The sequence below is a fragment of the Caulobacter sp. AVps16 genome, from assembly GCF_058681455.1.
In genome coordinates this window covers 1875798-1892971 of the sequence record NZ_CM178739.1, presented here as the reverse complement: position 1 = coordinate 1892971, position 17174 = coordinate 1875798, and the positions used below count along the sequence as shown (strand labels likewise).

General features: G+C 63.1%; 13 protein-coding genes. 9 read left to right on the top strand and 4 right to left on the bottom strand.

Features of this window, described 5'->3' with window-relative positions; translation table 11 throughout:
* The first annotated feature begins 430 nt into the window (after positions 1-430).
* Together ACW17U_RS09175 and ACW17U_RS09170 are read left to right on the top strand one after the other, a co-directional pair.
* Complete coding sequence (locus ACW17U_RS09175; RefSeq protein WP_492055631.1) at positions 431-3088, top strand: coiled-coil domain-containing protein; 2658 nt, start codon at positions 431-433, stop codon at positions 3086-3088.
* A gap of 13 nt (positions 3089-3101) precedes the next feature.
* Positions 3102-3662: a sugar transferase gene (locus tag ACW17U_RS09170; protein ID WP_492055719.1), complete on the top strand. Its 561-nt coding sequence runs from the start codon at positions 3102-3104 to the stop codon at positions 3660-3662.
* A 6-nt stretch (positions 3663-3668) separates the two neighbouring features.
* Here ACW17U_RS09170 and ACW17U_RS09165 read toward each other — a convergent pair whose 3' ends face one another.
* On the bottom strand, positions 3669-5105 hold the full coding sequence (locus ACW17U_RS09165) for a mannitol dehydrogenase family protein (RefSeq protein ID WP_492055630.1): 1437 nt from the start codon (positions 5103-5105) through the stop codon (positions 3669-3671).
* 5 nt (positions 5106-5110) lie between these two features.
* Positions 5111-6619, bottom strand: a complete 1509-nt coding sequence (locus tag ACW17U_RS09160; RefSeq protein WP_492055629.1) for a UxaA family hydrolase — start codon at positions 6617-6619, stop codon at positions 5111-5113.
* A 175-nt stretch (positions 6620-6794) separates the two neighbouring features.
* Here ACW17U_RS09160 and ACW17U_RS09155 point away from each other — a divergent pair, with 175 nt between their 5' ends.
* The 7 genes from ACW17U_RS09155 (at position 6795) to ACW17U_RS09125 (ending at position 16355) form a co-directional block, all read left to right on the top strand.
* On the top strand, positions 6795-7871 hold the full coding sequence (locus ACW17U_RS09155; protein ID WP_166504327.1) for a LacI family DNA-binding transcriptional regulator: 1077 nt from the start codon (positions 6795-6797) through the stop codon (positions 7869-7871).
* A gap of 111 nt (positions 7872-7982) precedes the next feature.
* Entirely contained in the window at positions 7983-9437 is a 1455-nt protein-coding gene (gene uxaC / locus ACW17U_RS09150; RefSeq protein ID WP_492055628.1) for a glucuronate isomerase, read from the top strand.
* 17 nt (positions 9438-9454) lie between these two features.
* Positions 9455-10303: a 5-dehydro-4-deoxy-D-glucuronate isomerase gene (gene kduI, locus ACW17U_RS09145; RefSeq protein WP_062145995.1), complete on the top strand. Its 849-nt coding sequence runs from the start codon at positions 9455-9457 to the stop codon at positions 10301-10303.
* Positions 10304-10450: 147 nt separating this feature from the next.
* Positions 10451-11221, top strand: a complete 771-nt coding sequence (gene kduD / locus ACW17U_RS09140; protein ID WP_492055627.1) for a 2-dehydro-3-deoxy-D-gluconate 5-dehydrogenase KduD — start codon at positions 10451-10453, stop codon at positions 11219-11221.
* A gap of 167 nt (positions 11222-11388) precedes the next feature.
* Positions 11389-14115, top strand: a complete 2727-nt coding sequence (gene ppc / locus ACW17U_RS09135) for a phosphoenolpyruvate carboxylase (protein ID WP_492055626.1) — start codon at positions 11389-11391, stop codon at positions 14113-14115.
* Between the two features lie 458 nt (positions 14116-14573).
* A complete protein-coding gene (locus ACW17U_RS09130; RefSeq protein ID WP_062151386.1) occupies positions 14574-15248 on the top strand; it encodes a bifunctional 4-hydroxy-2-oxoglutarate aldolase/2-dehydro-3-deoxy-phosphogluconate aldolase in 675 nt (224 codons plus the stop codon).
* Positions 15249-16355 carry a PfkB family carbohydrate kinase gene (locus ACW17U_RS09125; protein ID WP_492055625.1) on the top strand — a complete coding sequence of 369 codons (1107 nt, stop codon included), beginning with the start codon at positions 15249-15251 and terminating at the stop codon, positions 16353-16355.
* Here the strand turns inward: ACW17U_RS09125 and ACW17U_RS09120 are convergent.
* On the bottom strand, positions 16352-16543 hold the full coding sequence (locus ACW17U_RS09120) for a hypothetical protein (RefSeq protein ID WP_492055624.1): 192 nt from the start codon (positions 16541-16543) through the stop codon (positions 16352-16354). The genes ACW17U_RS09125 and ACW17U_RS09120 overlap by 4 nt on opposite strands.
* A 310-nt stretch (positions 16544-16853) precedes the next feature.
* Positions 16854-17123 carry a hypothetical protein gene (locus tag ACW17U_RS09115; RefSeq protein WP_492055718.1) on the bottom strand — a complete coding sequence of 90 codons (270 nt, stop codon included), beginning with the start codon at positions 17121-17123 and terminating at the stop codon, positions 16854-16856.
* Positions 17124-17174 lie beyond the last annotated feature (51 nt).

Sequence of the window (17174 nt, the reverse complement as noted above, 5' to 3'; positions counted from 1 at the left end):
CCGGTCCCGGTGTGCATGACCAAAAGTTCACTCGGCCCAGGACTGGATTCATCGCATAACGCCGCTATCGCACGGTGGGTTGACCATGAGCGTCCTTGCGGAATTGCTGGCAGTTGTCGTCGTCTGGCTATCAGCCATGGCGTTGAGCCAGCTGGGCATAGACATCAAGGCTGATCCCCGGATCAGCACCAGGCCAGAACGGACAGTGTCACGGACGCCGCGTGAAGGACCGAAGGTTCCGAGGGCGGCCGTTCCGGATGCCTCAGCGGGTTCGATGACGGGAACGGGCCCTGGATCGCTCCGCGACGACGTGTAACCTTAAAACTCAACCGAAGCCGCTTTGCGCGCGGGCTTTTCGCCGCTAGGTTCATTCTCTACGCGATATAGGGGCAGGGCGCGCGTTGATTGTCTTTGCCCTTCGCTGACCGCCTTGGGACCCTGGCTGTGTATGAAGCCTAAGAAGCGCCAACCGCTCGATTTCTCCGCCGTTCCTGTGGAGGCATCCGCAGAGGATCAAATCTCCGCGCCAGAATCTCCAGTTCCTGAGGAGCCGGAGGAGAGCATTGCCATGCCGGTCGATGCCCCCATGGGTGCAGCCGACCTGGACCTTGACTTGCCTGCGCCAGAGCCCTCCTCGCCGCGCGCACGAGCGGCCTCACGCCGCAGCCGGACCATACAGTCGCCAATGGCAGACGAGGTGCCGCCGTTCGCCCCGACGTCACTGGCCACCAGCGCTGCCCAACCCCCAGCGCCGGTGGTCGAGCCCGGGCATGATACGACGCCGGTCAGGGCCGAACGTGCTGATGCGCCTCTTGATCTGGCATCCCCGGTCGACGCGTTCGATCGAGCGGGGCCTGCCGAGCGGCGCCCCATGCCTGCGGCGCTGTTCTGGACTTTTGCCGTTGCGGCTGCCGCCCTTTGGGCCCTGGCTCCCCTGGCTTTCGCTCTGGGCTATGCCCAGGGTGTTCCTGCGCTAAAGGTTGAAGGCTTTGCGCTTGCGGTATTCGCAGGCTTGGCCGTTGGCCCGGCGCTGCTCACTCTTCTGGGCGCTTATCTTCTGCGGCAGGCTCAGGGTGTTTCGGCGGAGTTGCGCCGCAACCGGACCATGACCGATCGCCTGGTTACGCCCGCCGTCCTGGCGGCGGCCGGTGCAGCCGGGGCCGTAGAAGCGATCCGCAGTCAGATCGACGGCGCGACCATCGCTGCGACACAGGCGCGGGAGCGTATCCTGTCACTGCGCCAGTCGCTCGCTGAGGAGACCGCGCGATTGGCAGAGGCGGCTGCGGATTCGGCCCGCATGGCCAATCAGCTTTCCCAAGGTCTGGGTCATGAGCGTCAGGCCCTTGAGACCCTGTCGGTCATGCTGGATGCGCGTTCTACGGCCGTTGTGGATGCCATCGGGAGTCAGGCCCGCATGGTGGCGGAAGCTTCCGATCTGGCGGAAACCCAGTTGCGTGAGGCCGAGGCCGCTCTTGCGGCCCGCGCGGCAGATCTCGCCGCTGCGGCAGCGGAAGCTTCTGATGCGGCCCGGGTCGGCGCAGAGGATATCTCGCGTCAAATCGCCCGCCTTGAGACGGCGGGACAGGGCCTTGGCGACCAGATGAGTTCTGTTGAAAAGAATCTGGCGCAGCAAAGGGCGGCTCTGGTCGCCGCCAGCCAGTCCCTGAGATCGGAGCAGGAAGATTTCGCTGCGGAGTCGGAGACACGAACCGCACAGCTCACGGAATTCGTTTCCTATACCCGTGTCAGCGCGACCGAGCTCAGCGACGTTGCGGCAATGGGGGCGGAGGTTTTGCGTGGCCTGATTGCGGCTGCGTCAGAGCAGTTCAAGGACATGGCAGAGACGGCGAAGGCGGAGCGGGACGGCTTGGTCGATGAGACCAACAAGGTGCTCACCGCCATTTCGGATGCCGCAGCAGGCCAGCGCGAAGGGCTGGAGATCGAACTGAAGCAGGCCATGGAGGCCCTTGCGGCTGCAGCACTCAAGGCCAGCGAAGGTGTTGATGCACGCGTCGAGTCGGCGCGCGGTCGCGTGGACCAGTTGAACGAGATCGCCTTTGCTGCAGGTCAGAAGGCCGACACCGTCTTCGAGTCGCGCATGGAAGAAGCGCGAGATCTGATCGAGCAGTCCGCTCAAATGGTGGAACAGGCCGGAGCCCGCACCGCACAGAAGCTCGCTGAGGCAGTCCTGACAGCACGTGGCACCCTGGGTGAACTGGAAGCCATGCTCGACGAGGTTGGACAGCGCACGGCCGAAATGCCTGTCGAAGCCATGCAGAAAGCCGTCGAGGTTCGGGCGTCGATCGAAAAGGGCATCGCGGAATTGATGGCCGCAGCCCGCCGCACGGCGGAAGAGACGGCGGCGATCGATCAAGCCTTCCAGGATCGTGTGCGTCGCAACTATGATGCCCTCAGTGAAGCTGCTGCAGCAATGGGAGGACCGACTCCCGCACGAACGGCTCCAGCGCAGGTTTCCCGCTCGAAATCCGTCCCGCCGCCAGTTCCGACTATGCCGAGCGCGGGTATGGATCCTGACGATGACCTGCTCGCGGATGACCCGGGACCCCGGCCGCGCCTGCGTCTCACGCCTACGGCTACGGACGATGAGTTCCGATCGGTGTTCGACAATGCTGGCGGCCGCGCCGCTCCCCCCGTCCAGGACGGGCCTGAGGGCCAAAACTGGTCGTGGCGATCCTTGCTCTCGGGCATAGAGAACAGTTCGCCGGGCGATGCGGCTCTAGGCGAAAAACTGGCCGCTGAGATTTCAGCGATGGGCATTGATCCTCACGCACTTCTGCCTCGCGGCCGGATCGACGAAATCGCGGCCGCTATCCAGACGCGTGATGCTTCGGGTGCGCGTGAAGTTGTGAAGCGACTGGCGCCCGCTGCCATTCGACGGCTGGTACGGCGCCTGTTCTCGGACGCAACCCTTCGGGCCAATGCCGAGCGGTTCCTGAAGCGATATGCGGGCATGATCGATGAAGCCGGCGGGCAGGACCGCGAAGGTTTCCTGGTTGCCGCTCTGCTGTCTTCGGATGCTGGCCGGGCCTATTTGTTGCTGGATGCTGCGACCGGCGATCTGGCGTAGTCTCTGTCCGATGTTGAAGCGCGCTTTCGACGTGGCGGCATCTTGTGCAGGGCTAATGGTCTTGCTGGTGCCGTTGCTTGTGCTTTGGGTTTTAGTGAGGCTGACGTCTCCAGGGCCGGCGCTCTACTGGTCGCAACGGGTAGGGCGCTGCTCCACGCTGTTTGCAATGCCGAAGTTCCGCACCATGCGGACCGACACGCCTGAGGTCGCGACGCACCTGCTTGCGGATCCGGATCATTGGCTGACGCCCATTGGCGCGACCCTTCGTCGGCTTAGCCTTGATGAGTTGCCGCAACTCTGGAGCGTACTTGTCGGCCATATGAGTCTGGTTGGACCAAGGCCCGCCCTTTTCAATCAAGACGATCTGATTGCTGCGCGACGCCAGGCAGGAGTCGACAGCTTGCGGCCGGGCGTCACGGGCTGGGCTCAAATCAACGGTCGCGACGAACTGTCCATTCCAGACAAGGTTGCGCTCGATGCAGAATACTTGGCGCGCCGCTCGTTCGGGTTCGATCTCGTGATCCTGGCGAGAACTGTCCTGCCTGTCCTGACTGGCCAAGGTGTGACGCGCTAGCTCCGGTTAGGTCAGGGCCGAATAGGCCTTTTCGATAGCTGCGACAAAGGCCTTATTACTCTGCAGATCTGCCGGAAAAACGGTGTTCAGGGCCAGAAACGCCGCAACGTCAGCTTGGGTCTCGTTGGAGCAGGATTTAGCGACAGCAACGAGTTGGTCGGCCAAGGGATCGATGAGGGCCGTTCCGGCAGCCGCCTGCCGCCTCACGAAATGCATCCAGGCCGCCAGTGGAATAGCCAAGCGTTCGACCGAATGCCCTGCGTCCAGCGCATCGGCGATTGTTCCCAGGATTCTGAAAGGCAGCTTCTGTGAGCCGTCCCAGGCGATCTGGGCCAGCAGATGGCGGATCTCTGGATTGCGGAAGCGCTTCAGGATCGCTTCGGCATACAGCCCAAGATCAAGGCCACGCGGAGCAATCAAGGTGGGAATGATATCCAGGGCCATCATATCCTCGGCCAGTTTGGCCAGGACAGGGTCGTTCATCGCCTCGAAGACGGTGACATGGCCGCGCAGAATTCCCGCATAGGCGAGGGTAGAATGAACGCCGTTCAGAAGGCGCAACTTGGCACGTTCAAAGCCTCGGACATCATCGGTCAGGGTGACGCCGACGCTGGCGAGGTCTGGCGCGTGCGGGCCTAGAACGTCTTCGACCACCCATTGGGTAAAGGCTTCGCGCTGAACAGGCCAAGCGTCATCAAGTCCGGTTGCGGCTATAGTGCGCTCCCGCAAGGCGTCATCTGTGGCGGGCGTGATGCTATCGACCATGGTGCGTGGAAAGCTGCCATTGGCGTCAATCCAGCCGGCCAGTTCGGAATCGACCTTGGTCGCGTATTCGATGACCGCCGCTTTTAGCCGCCAGCCGTTGTCCGCCAGATTGTCGCAGGCGACGACGGCATAGGGCGGAAGGCCGGCCAGGAAGCGACGACGCAAGCCTTCGACCAGATAGCCAATGGCGCTGACGGGGTCTCGCGGGTTGGCCAGGTCATGACGAATATCCGGATGGGCTTGGTCAAGGCTGCCCTCCTGAGACAGGCAGTAGCCCTTTTCTGTCACCGTCAGGGTGACCATCCTGGTCATCGGGGAAGCCAGACGCGCAAAGACGGCCGGCGGATCCTCTGGCGCAACCAGCACCTCCACAATCGACCCCACGATCCGGAAAGTGGTTTGATCGTCGAGTTGGGCGAGGGTGTACAGGCCATTCTGCGGTGCCAGGGCGTCGCGAACGCCGGTGCTCTTCAGGGACACGGCGCAGATGCCCCATCGCGGGTCCTGCGCCAGCAACTGATCGAAGTAGAAAGCCTGATGCGCTCTGTGAAATGCGCCGGGACCCAGGTGCACAATGCCGATCGAGACCCGGTCACGATCGTAATCTGGTTGAAAGACCCCCGGCAACGCGGCGGGACTGCTTGTCGCGCAAAGCTGCAACGGGGAGGAGAGGGGCATTGCAGTCAAAGGGTTACACCGCTTTTCCAGATTGCGATTTCGCGTTCACCATTCGCTTCGGCCTTGGTCTGTTTGCCGGATGCCGTTTCGACAACAAGATCCATCAGGGCGTCAGCCGCGTCTTCGATTGTGTGGCCGGACAAGACTATCCCCGCATCGAAGTCGATCCAGCCGGGCTTGCGCGTGGCAAGCGTGCTGTTGGAGGCGATCTTCAGGGTCGGGGCTGGAAAGCCCAGGGGCGTACCGCGACCGGTGGTAAACAGGATCAGGGTGGCTCCTGCAGCCGTCAGGGCGGTTGAGGAAACGGCGTCATTGCCCGGTGCCTCTAGCAGGGTAAGGCCGCGGGCCCCCACTTTTTCGCCATAACGGATCACCCCGATCAATTCAGAGCGCCCCCCTTTCTGCACGGCACCCAAGGACTTCTCTTCGAGTGTTGTGATGCCGCCAGCAATGTTTCCCGGTGAAGGATTTTCGTGGATAGGTTGATTGTTGTCGATAAAGTATCGCTTGAAGTCATCCACCAGTTGAACAGCGCTATCGAACACCGCCTGAGAGCCGGCGCGGGCCAGTAACATCTGTTCCGCGCCAAAGATTTCAGGAATCTCGGTCAGGATCGGAGTGCCGCCAGCATCGGCTATCCGATCGGCGATGCGGCCAACCAGTGGATTGGCGGTCACTCCGGAAAAGCCGTCTGAGCCACCGCACTTGAGTCCGATGACAAGATCGGAAATCGAGCAGGTCTCTCGTTGGTCTTTTTCCACAATGGCGACAAGGTCCTCGATTGCGGCAAGGCCGTCTTCAAGTTCATCTTCGACCAATTGGGTGGTGAACGCCCGCACGCGAGTTGGATTCAGGTCGGGGGCGCTGTCGAGCAGGGCCTGCAGCTGGTTGTTTTCACAGCCCAAGCCCAGGATCAGTATGCCGCCGGCATTGGGATGGGCCGCCAGGGCAGCGATAAGCTTGCGGGTATGGGAGAGATCATCGCCAAGCTGTGAGCAGCCGAACGGGTGGGGGAAGGCGAAGATCCCGTCGGTACGACCGGCGAAGCGCAGATTGGCTTTTTCCGCGATCCGACGGGCGGTGTTGGCGACGCAGCCTACAGTGCAAAGCACCCAAATCTCATTCCGCGTGCCTACCCGTCCGTTCGTGCGCCGGTAGCCCATGAAGCTGTGGACTGGCTGTGCCTCTATCAGACGCCTCTGAGGTGGGTGCCAATCATAGCCTTCGAGGCCGGCCAGCTTGGTTTCCACATTGTGGACATGGACATGGTCGCCAACGGCGATGCTGACCGTCGCCCGGCCGATGGGCCAGCCATACTTCATGACGTCGTCGCCGATACTGGCGGCGGCTATAGCGATCTTGTGGCCTTTGGGGACATCAGATCGCGCCACAATTCTGCGGCCGCGCAGTTCGAGCGTTTCACCTGCGACGATGTCACGCAGCGCTGTGGCGACATGATCGCGAGGGTCGACATCGTGAATCGATTCGTCGTGGACACAGCTAACTTGGGTCATTCGTGCCTTCACGCGGCGGCTAGTCGGACGGCGAAACCTTATCCACCCAGTCGGTAACCGGTGTCAAACTCCCTCAACAGGGCAGTTGCGCCCATTGGTGGCGAGGTCGGTGCGTCTGGAGTATGACAAATGCAAGCGCTGAAAGCTGCATGGAAACGCCGTGAATTCTCCCAAACTGCCAAGTCCGCCTTCGAGCGATCATGAACCTGAGGGCGGACTTGAAGGCGGACGCAAGCGCGCCACGATCAATGACATCGCCAGGCTAGCGGGTGTGTCCAAGAAGACGGTTTCGCGGGTGATCAATCAATCGCCCTTCGTGCGCGACGAAACGCGCGAACGGATTGAAGCTGTGATTGCCGAGTGGGGCTATGCTCCGGATCCTCAGGCGCGAGGCCTAGCGTTTCGCCGGTCCTTCTTGATCGGCATGATCTATGACAACCCAAATCCACAGTATGTTGTGAACATGCAGTTGGGCCTGTTGGACGGCATGCGGGGCTCTGGCTTCGAGCTGGTCGTGCATCCCTGCAATCGCGCCAGCCCGACCTTTCTCGCGGATGTGAGAACATTCGTTGAGCGCCAAAAGCTCTACGGTGTCGTCCTGCCCCCTTCGGTTTCTGAAGATGAAAGGGTGGCAAAACTGCTCAATGAAATCGGATGCGCCTATATCCGAATTGCCTCGGTAGAGCTCGACAAGCCTGAGCACATGATTGTCGGCCACGATCGCATGGGCGGTGCCCAGGCAGCGCGGCACATTCTTGATCTGGGCCACCGTCGCATTGCCTTCATTTCGGGGCCTGCGACATTCCGCTCCTCGCATGAGCGGAGAGGCGGCTTTGAAGCAGCCCTTGCCGAACGCGGCCTCACGCTACAGCCAAGTGACATCATTCAGGGGGCCTATACCTTTGAGTCTGGCGTTGCCTGCGGCGATGAGCTTCTGGCGCGAACCCCGCGTCCGACAGCGATCTTCGCCGGCAATGACGAGATGGCGGCTGGTGTGCTGCAATCCGCTCGAAAGGCTGGGTTGAGTGTTCCTGCCGATCTCACGGTCGTTGGTTTTGATGATTTCCAGATCGCCCAGGCCGTATGGCCTCCGCTGACGACCATCCACACGCCAACCCGTGAGATCGGAAGAATGGCTGCTGAGAAGCTCATCGATGCCGAGCGCCGCGAACGGCGCGAGGAGCGTGATCCAGCCCGAACCGAACCCACCCTTGTTGTTCGCCAATCATCGGGGCCAGCCCCCGTAGTTTAGGCCAAACCCACTAAGGTCAGGCTTGCAAGCAGGCATGACACCGGTTACCAAGCGCACGTCAGATGCGGCCACGGGCGAAGCTGCCGGCAGGAGAGGAAGCAGGAGAAGTCCATGGTCAGGCCCCTGATGTTCCATGACGATCGCCTGTTTCCAGCCGAAGAGTGGACGCGTTCCATAGCGCGTGAGCTTTATGCGACGGTCCGAGACCTGCCGATAATCAGCCCGCATGGCCACACCGACCCCAGTTGGTTCGCGAGCAATGCGCCCTTTCAAGACGCTACCGACCTGTTGCTGGCTCCGGACCACTATCTCTACCGCATGCTCTACAGCCAGGGGATCTCACTGGATGCGCTGAAGGTTCGTTCCAAGTCCGGGGTTCCGGCGACGGATGCGCGCGAAGCCTGGCGTCTGCTGGCCCACAACTTCCATCTGTTCCGGGGCACGCCGTCGTGGATCTGGTTGAATCACGTTTTCAGCCAGGTGTTCGGTATTGAAGTCTTCCTCTCTGGCGAAACTTCAGACTTCTATTTTGATACGATCAACGAAGCGCTTGCCACCGACGCCTTCCGGCCGCGCGCCCTGTTCGACCGCTTCAACATCGAGACCCTGGCGACTACTGAAGGTCCGCACGAAACCCTGAAGCACCATCACGCCATCCGCGAGAGTGGTTGGGGAGGCCATGTCATTACGGCCTACCGACCGGATGCCGTCATCGATTTCGAGGACGAGCGATCAGGACGGGCCTTCGAGCGCTTCGCCGAGGTTACCGGGCAGGATGTTTATAGCTGGCAGGGCTATCTGGAAGCTCACCGCATCCGCCGCGGAGCCTTCATCGACGCCGGGGCGACATCTTCGGATCACGGCCATCCCACGGCCGCCACAGCCGACCTTGCCGACGGTGAGGCTGAAGCGCTCTTCCTCAGCCTGGTCAAGGGAGAGGTCACGGCTGAGAAGGCTGAGCTTTTCCGCGCCCAGATGCTGACGGAAATGGCCAAGATGAGCCTGGACGACGGGCTGGTCATGCAGATCCATCCTGGCTCGTACCGCAACCACAATGCTGGCCTGCTGGAGAGCCATGGTCGCGACAAGGGGGCCGACATTCCGGTCCAGACCGAATACGTCAAGGCGCTCAAGCCCCTGCTCAGCAAGCTGGGCAACGATCCGCGCCTTTCCGTCATCCTCTTTACGCTGGACGAGACAAGCTACAGCCGCGAACTGGCCCCGCTCGCCGGCCACTATCCGGTCCTGAAGCTCGGCCCCTCTTGGTGGTTCCATGACAGCCCTGAGGGCATGATGCGGTTCCGGGAGCAGGTCACGGAGACGGCGGGCTTTTACAACACGGTGGGCTTCAACGACGACACCCGCGCCTTCTTGTCGATCCCGGCTCGCCACGACGTTGCCCGCCGAGTCGACAGCAGCTTCCTGGCCCGCCTGGTCGCCGAGCATCGGATGGACCTCGTCGAAGCCCAGGAGCTGATTGTTGACCTGACCTACACCCTGCCCAAGCGCGCCTACAAACTCGATCAACCGAGGCTGAATCCGTCATCGGTTCAAGCCGCCCAATAAGCCCATCGGAGCTCTTCATGTTCACCAAGACCTATCACGCCACGCATCCGGACATGATGTTCGCGGTCAGCAATGACGACCTGCGCGAGCGCTATCTGATGGATGGCCTGTTCGCCGATAACGAGATTGTCCTGCACTACAATCACGCCGAGCGCTTCGTGATCGGCGGCGTCGCCCCGGTCTCGACTGGCGTCAAGCTCCCCGATCAGACTGAGCCGGCTTCGGCAGCGGGCCACCCGTTCCTCGAGCGCCGGGAGCTTGGCGCGATCAATGTTGGCGGCGGCAAGGGCAAGGTTACGGTTGACGGCGTCGTCTACGACATCGAGCCGCGCGACGGGATCTATGTCACCATGGGTGCCAAGGACGTGGTGTTTGAAAGCATCGACGCCGCCAATCCGGCCCGTTTCTACCTGACCAGCCTGCCGGCCCACGCCGCCTTCGAAACCAAGAAGCTCGAATTCGCCAACGCCGTCCCGCTGGAGCGTGGCGCGCTGGAGACTTCCAACGAGCGCACCATCTACCAGTACATCGTGCCGACGACCTGCAAGTCGGCCCAGCTGCTGCTGGGCATGACCGTCCTGAAGCCGGGCAGCGTCTGGAACACCATGCCGCCCCACCTGCACGACCGCCGATCGGAAGCCTATTTCTACTTCGGGCTGGGCGAGAATGACCGGGTCTTCCACTACATGGGCGAGCCGGACGAGATGCGTCACATCGTGATCGCCAACGAGGAAGCCGTGATGAGCCCGCCGTGGTCGATCCACATGGGTTCGGGCACTTCGAACTACACGTTCATCTGGGCGATGGGCGGCGAGAACCTCGACTACACCGACATGAACGTGCTGGACATCTGCCAGCTGAAATAGGGGCGTCGGCTCCCGCGCTCCCGGCCTGTCATCCTGGCTGGAGCGAAGCGAAGAGCCGGGACCGCTACAAGCGCCTGCGTTTGCGGTGGTCCCGGATCGGCCTTTCAGGCCGTCCGGGATGACAAGATTTTTGAACAGGAACTCACCATGGCCAATTCGTTCAGCCTCGAAGGCAAGGTTGCCCTCGTCACCGGTGCCAATACCGGTCTGGGTCAGGCCGTGGCCGTAGCCTTGGCCGAAGCCGGCGCGAATATTGCCGCTGCGGGTCGCAGTGCGCCGATCGAGACCCAGGCCGCTGTCGAGGCCACGGGTCGCAAGTTTCTGTCGATCAAGGCCGACTTCGGGTCGATCGAACCTGTCCAGCGCGTGATCGACGAGACCGTTGCCGCGTTCGGCAAGGTCGATATCCTGGTCAACAATGCCGGGATTATCCGCCGCGCCGACTCCATCGAATTCACCGAGGCCGACTGGGACGCGGTGATGGATACCAACCTGAAGGTCGTCTTCTTCCTGACCCAGGCCTTCGCCAAGCAGGCCCTGAAGCAGGGCCCGGTCAATGGCGTCGCCGGCAAGGTGATCAACATCGCCAGCCTGCTGTCCTTCCAGGGCGGCATCCGGGTGCCGTCCTATACGGCCAGCAAGAGTGGCCTGGCGGGTCTGACCAAGATCCTGGCCAACGAGTGGGCGACCAAGGGCATCAACGTCAATGCCATCGCGCCGGGCTATTTCGACACCAACAACACCGAGGCCCTGCGCAACGATGCCGACCGCAATGCCTCGATCCTGGCCCGTATTCCGGCGGGTCGCTGGGGCAAGCCGAGCGACCTCGGGGGAGCTGCCGTGTTCCTGGCTTCTTCGGCGGCCGACTATGTCCAGGGGATTACTCTGCCCGTGGATGGCGGTTGGCTGGCCCGCTGACGGCAAAATTTCACGCAAAGATCGAATGGTAGCGCAAACATAATGCTTGCCGGGTTTTCCCGGCCAGAGAAGCAGGCTAAGGGCGCCGCAACGTCAGCGCCGGTTAGGGCAGGGCGTTCAGGTTCATCCTTCTGTAGCGGCGCCTCTGGCGTCAGCGGAGCTCGCTTATGCGTAACCCGGCCCTGTCGCTCGGCGGTGATCGCCCCACCAGCCGTAACGTCCGTCAGAACGCCAACCTGCTCAGCGATCTGCTGTCCGAAGCCATTGCCTATCTGGAAGGCGAAGAGGCGGCCGCCCTGGTAAACCAGGCGCGCAAGGCCTCGAGCGGCGAAGACGAGACGGGCGCAGCGCCGGTTCTGGACCACCTGTTCGCTGACCTCTCAAACGACCAGGCCGTGTTCCTGGCACGGGCCTTTGCCAGTCATTCCTTGCTGGCCAATATCGGCGAGGACGTCGCGGGACGCCGCCGCCATGCCGAAGCCGCAGCCCAGCCCGGAGACGATCGTCCGCGCTCCCTGGTCGATGCCGTCGCCGCCCTCAAGGCCGGTGGCAAGTCCGACGAGGACATCGCCCGGACCTTTGCGGCCATGAATGTCGTGCCGGTCCTGACCGCCCATCCGACCGAGGTGCGTCGCCGGAGCATGGTCGATCGCGAGACCGAGATCTCGCGGCTCATGGCCCTGCGGCGCCACCATCTCCCGGCCGATCTTGAGAGCGACATCCGGGAGCGTTTGTTCCGCGAGATCGCCCTGATGTGGCGCACCCGGCTTTACCGTCCCGAACGGATCACGGTGAAGGACGAGATCCGTAACGCCCTGTCGATTGTCCGCACCTCCATCCTTCCGGCGATCATCGACCTCTATGGCGACTGGACCGCCCAGATCGCCCACAATGCCGAACTGGCCCCGCTGCTGAAGATGGGCTCCTGGCTCGGCGGTGACCGCGATGGCCATCCAGGCGTCAATGGCCAGACCCTGAAACTGGCCCTGAGTTCGCAGTCGCGGGTGATCCTCGACTGGTACGCCAGCGAGGTCCGCAAGCTCTGGTCCAACCTGGCGATCTCGACGGCCTATGCCCCGGTTTCGGCCGAGTTGATGGCCCTGGCGGGGCAGGCCAAGGACCCTTCGGTACATCGCATCGACGAGCCCTACCGTCTGGCCCTGGAGCTGGTCTTTGACCGCCTGACCGCCGTGTCCCAGAAGCTGACCGGCCAGCCCGTCGCCTATGCCAATGGCGCGACCGATGTCGAGCCCTATGGCCATCCGGACGCCTTTGTCGCCGACCTGGCGATCGTCATCGACAGCCTGGAGCGCAACGGCGGAGAGCGGCTGGTCGGAACCGCCCTGCGCACCCTGGTCGAGGTGGCCAAGGCCTGCGGCTTCCACCTGATGTCGCTCGACTTGCGCCAGAACGCCGACGTGCATGAGCGGACCCTGGACGAACTCTTCCAGAGGGCCGGCACCGGTCTGCGCTATCTCGACCTACCGGAGGCGGAGCGCTGCAAGGCCCTGATCGAGGAGCTGTCGCACCAACGGCCGCTGGTTTCGCCGTTCACCGCCTATGGCGAGGAGACGACGCGCGAGCTGGCGACCATGGAGGCCGCGGCCCAGGCTGTGCGCGACTATGGTCATGGCTGCCTCGGTGCCTATGTGATCTCCAAGTCGGCGACCCTCTCGGACATTCTCGAGCCTCTGGTCCTGCTGAAGCAGGTGGGCCTGGTCTGGGGCGGCGCGGCACCGCGGTCTTCGGTCAAGATCAGCCCGCTGTTCGAAACCATCGAGGATCTGGAGCAGGGACCCCGTGTCCTGCGTCAGTGGCTGGAGCTGCCGATCAGCCGGACGATCCTCGGGGATCGCCCCGTGCAGGAAATCATGCTCGGCTATTCCGACAGCAACAAGGACGGCGGCTATGTCGCCTCGCGTCGGGGCGTTGCCCGGGGCGCGTCGGCCCTGGCCTTCGAAGCCGACCGCATGGGGGTCGGCCTGCAACTGTTCCATGGTCGCGGTGGCAGCGTCGGACGGGGCGGGGGGCCGGCTGCCGAGGCGGTGATGGCCCAGCCGGCCGGCACGGTCCAGGGCCGCATTCGCATGACCGAGCAGGGCGAGATGATCGCCCGACGGTTCGGCGACCAGCCGACCGCGCGTCGCAATCTGGACGGCCTGGCCGCTGCCGTTCTGATGGCGAGTGACCGTCCGATCGTGCGGCCTGACCCCAAGGTCGATGCCGCCATGACCGCCCTGGCCCAGGCCTCGTTCGAGGGCTATCGGGCCCTGGTCTATGAGGATCCGGCCTTTGAGGACTTCTTCTGGTCGGCGACCCCGATCGGTGAGATCGTCGGCCTCAACATCGGTTCACGACCTGCCAGCCGCACGGCCAGCCGCAAGATCGAAGACCTTCGCGCCATCCCGTGGGTGTTCAGCTGGTCGCAGTCGCGGTTCATGCTGCCGGGCTGGTTCGGCTTCGCCTCGGGCGTCGAGCGCGCCGGTCTTTCCATCCCGCAACTGCAGGATCTGGCCGGTGGTTTCGACTTCTTCGCTTCCCTGCTGTCGAACATGGAACTGGCCCTCGCCCAGAGCCATATGGGCATTGCGGCTCGGTATGTCGCCCTGTCGCCCGATCCGGCCAATGCGACCCGGATCTTCGAGACCATCAAGGTCGAGCATGAGGCCGCTCAACGCCTGGCCCTGGCAATCCGGGGTGGGACCAGCCTGCTGGACAACCAGCCGGAGCTCGCCGAGTCCGTCGCCCTGGCCAGCGTGTCGGTCGATCCGCTCAACCACCTGCAGCTGGAATTGCTGTCGCGGCGGCGGGCAGGCGACCAGGACGAAGCGGTTCGGCTGGCGATTCAGTTGACCGTGGCCGGCATCGCCGCAGGGCTACGCAATACCGGCTAAGCCCCGCTTGACTAAATACTTCACGATTTCAAAGATCTATTACGATTGCCGAAGCGTCTGACGGCGCTTGCCTAAACCACGGGTTTCTGATTATGTGCGCGATGACACCGGTGGCGCCACGAGGCTGCCTCGAAATGACACCGGTATCATAACGTTTCGGTTCGATCTGTTCGCGCCGTCTCGTTGCGGCTCTCTGGAGCTCGCTCCTGCGCAAACTTCGGGGCGTCGAGCCTGCTCGACGCCCTCACTTTTGCCGTAGCGAGACCCCGGGATGGAATTGGGGAAGGAAACAAGGCGGCGCGAACGCGCCTTTGTTTGACGCAGCGGCAGCCACGGAGTGGCGTCCGCGCGCGACGCGGTCTAAACGGTCGCCCTGAGCCAATTTCGGCGAAATCTTCCCTGCGATGACGTCCCACGGGGGCTTCTGCGCAAGAACGATGCTTTTGGAGGACTATGTGATGGTGAAAGACCGTATGGCGGTGCTGACTGCCCTGATGGACCAGGGCGTCATTCCGGTTTTCTATCACCCGGACGTCGAGGTCTGTAAAAAGGTCATCCAGGCCTGTGCCGACGGCGGCGCACCCTGTATCGAATTCACCAACCGCGGCGATTTCGCCAGCCACGTCTTCTACGAAGTCACCAAGCACTTCGCCTCGGCCGATCCGCGCGTGATCATGGGCGTCGGCTCGATCGTCGATGCGCCGACCGCCGGCATCTACATCGCCAACGGGGCCAAGTTCGTCGTCGGCCCGATCCTCAATGCCGATGTCGCCAAGGTCTGCAACCGCCGCAAGATCCCGTACTCGCCGGGTTGCGGTTCGGCCTCGGAAATCTCCTATGCCGAAGAGCTGGGCTGCGAGATCGTCAAGGTGTTCCCCGGCTCGTCGGTCGGCGGTCCCGATTTCATCAAGGCGGTTCTGGGCCCGATGCCCTGGACCCGCATCATGCCGACCGGCGGCGTCGATCCCGACGAAGCCTCGGTGAAGAAGTGGTTCGGCGCGGGCATCGTCGCGGCCGGCATGGGCTCCAAGCTCATCACACAGGAACTGCTCGACGCGGGCGACTATGCGGGCATCACCGCCAAGGTCCGCGAGACGGTTGAACTCATCAAGAAGGTTCGTGGGAAGGCCTAAATGACTGATCAGATCCTCAACATCCGCCCGGCTTCGGAAACGAAGTGGGACTGCGCCAGCTTCGGTGAAGTGATGCTGCGTTTCGACCCGGGCTTCGGCCGGGTTCGCAATGCGCGCCAGTTCAACGTCTGGGAAGGCGGTGGCGAATACAATGTCGCCCGTGCTTTCAAGAAGTGCTGGGGCAAGCGCTCGACGGCCGTCACCGCCCTGCCGGTGAACGACCTGGGCTGGCTGGTTGAGGATCTGATGATGCAGGGCGGTGTCGACACCAGCCACATCATCTGGCGTGATTTCGACGGCCTGGGCCGCAACACCCGCGTCGGTCTGAACTTCACCGAGAAGGGCTTCGGCGTCCGTCCGGCCCTGGGCTGCAGCGACCGGGGTCACTCGGCCGCCTCGCAGATCCGCCCGGGTGAAGTGAACTGGGAAAAGCTGTTCGGCGAGGAAGGCGTGCGCTGGTTCCACACCGGCGGCATCTTCGCGGCCCTGGCCAGCAACACGGCCGAAGCCGTGATCGAAGCGGTCGAAGTGGCCCGCAAGTACGGCACCGTGATCTCCTACGACCTGAACTACCGCGCCAGCCTTTGGAAGTCGCAGGGCGGCAAGGAAGGGGCCCAGAAGGTCAACCGCCACATCGCCCAGTACGTGGACGTGATGATCGGCAACGAAGAAGACTTCACCGCCTGCCTGGGCTTTGAGGTCGAAGGCCTGGACGAGCACATCAGCTCGATCGATCCGGCCAACTTCAAGAAGATGATCGAGACGGCCGTAAAGCAGTTCCCGAACTTCAAGGTCGCCGCCACCACCCTGCGCAATGCCAAGACCGCCTCGGTCAACGACTGGTCGGCGATCCTCTATGCCGGCGGCGAGTTCTACGCTTCGATGATGCGCGAGAACCTCGAGATCTATGACCGGGTCGGCGGCGGCGACGGCTTTGCCTCGGGCCTGGCCTTCGGCTTCATGGAAGGCAAGGGGCCTCAGGCCGCCGTCGAGTACGGCGCGGCTCACGGTGCCCTGGCCATGACCACGCCCGGCGACACCTCGATGGTGCGCCAGGCCGAGGTCGAGGCCGTAATGAAGGGCAAGGGCGCGCGGGTCATCCGCTAGTCCGTCAGTGGCCGGATCTGCGGCGGTCTCAGTTCCTCTGCCGGGATGACAAGATTGTTGAAGCCCTCGGCCGAAAGACCGGGGGCTTTTTCTTTGACGTAGGGCGGCGTCTCCCGGCCGTTTTCATCAAACTCGACCTTCTGGTAGCCCGGCGGGATCGTTTCTCCCGGCTGGAAGTAGCTAATCACCCCGTAGGCCCCCTGTAGGTCCACTGTTTTCGCTGCTCAAGCTGCGCCGCGAGCGCATGGACGCGCTCGAGGAGCGTGGCCTGTAGCCAGGCGACGTCCCGGAAGTGGCGCCGGCTGGCGCGCGTGCCATTGGCGTCGGGTTTCTTGTGGTGCTGGCGGGGCAGGGGCATCGGATTCTCCGGGCATGACGATAGGCTCGCGGCGGAAACCGCGAGGGTGGGGAGGGATGCGGGGCACCCGGACGACGTCCGGATGAGAGGTAGAGTTTACCGTTTCGACGAAGCCAGGCGCCCCGCGCGATCGTTTTCCGTCAGCCTCCCGCCAGGTGGCCCTGTTGAGGCCTTACCGGGACCCGGACCGCGCCGTTTCCAGCGGGCTCCAGCGGTCGAAGAGGACGGGCTTTCAGCCAGACACGCCCTTTTGCCTTCAACCACGCCGACGGCGGGCGGGTCTGGCCAGCAACCAGATCCCCGGACCGGTCGAGTATCCCCCTCGACCCCAGCCCCGCTCGACCACACCCTGGGGCCGCAAAGGTCGCTGGCCGCGCGCCCTCCCCATCGCCCCGAGATGAAGCCAGTATATGGCGGTGCGGATCTCCGTGGACTTGGCGCTCTGCAGGCCAGGGATTTCA

Bases quoted from the DNA above. Each gene is read 5' to 3' on its own strand.
- ACW17U_RS09165 (WP_492055630.1), bottom strand. From the start codon at position 5,105: ATGCCCCTCTCCTCCCCGTTGCAGCTTTGCGCGACAAGCAGTCCCGCC.
- ACW17U_RS09160 (WP_492055629.1), bottom strand. From the start codon at position 6,619: ATGACCCAAGTTAGCTGTGTCCACGACGAATCGATTCACGATGTCGAC.
- uxaC (WP_492055628.1), top strand. From the start codon at position 7,983: ATGGTCAGGCCCCTGATGTTCCATGACGATCGCCTGTTTCCAGCCGAA.
- kduI (WP_062145995.1), top strand. From the start codon at position 9,455: ATGTTCACCAAGACCTATCACGCCACGCATCCGGACATGATGTTCGCG.
- kduD (WP_492055627.1), top strand. From the start codon at position 10,451: ATGGCCAATTCGTTCAGCCTCGAAGGCAAGGTTGCCCTCGTCACCGGT.
- ppc (WP_492055626.1), top strand. From the start codon at position 11,389: ATGCGTAACCCGGCCCTGTCGCTCGGCGGTGATCGCCCCACCAGCCGT.
- ACW17U_RS09130 (WP_062151386.1), top strand. From the start codon at position 14,574: ATGGTGAAAGACCGTATGGCGGTGCTGACTGCCCTGATGGACCAGGGC.
- ACW17U_RS09125 (WP_492055625.1), top strand. From the start codon at position 15,249: ATGACTGATCAGATCCTCAACATCCGCCCGGCTTCGGAAACGAAGTGG.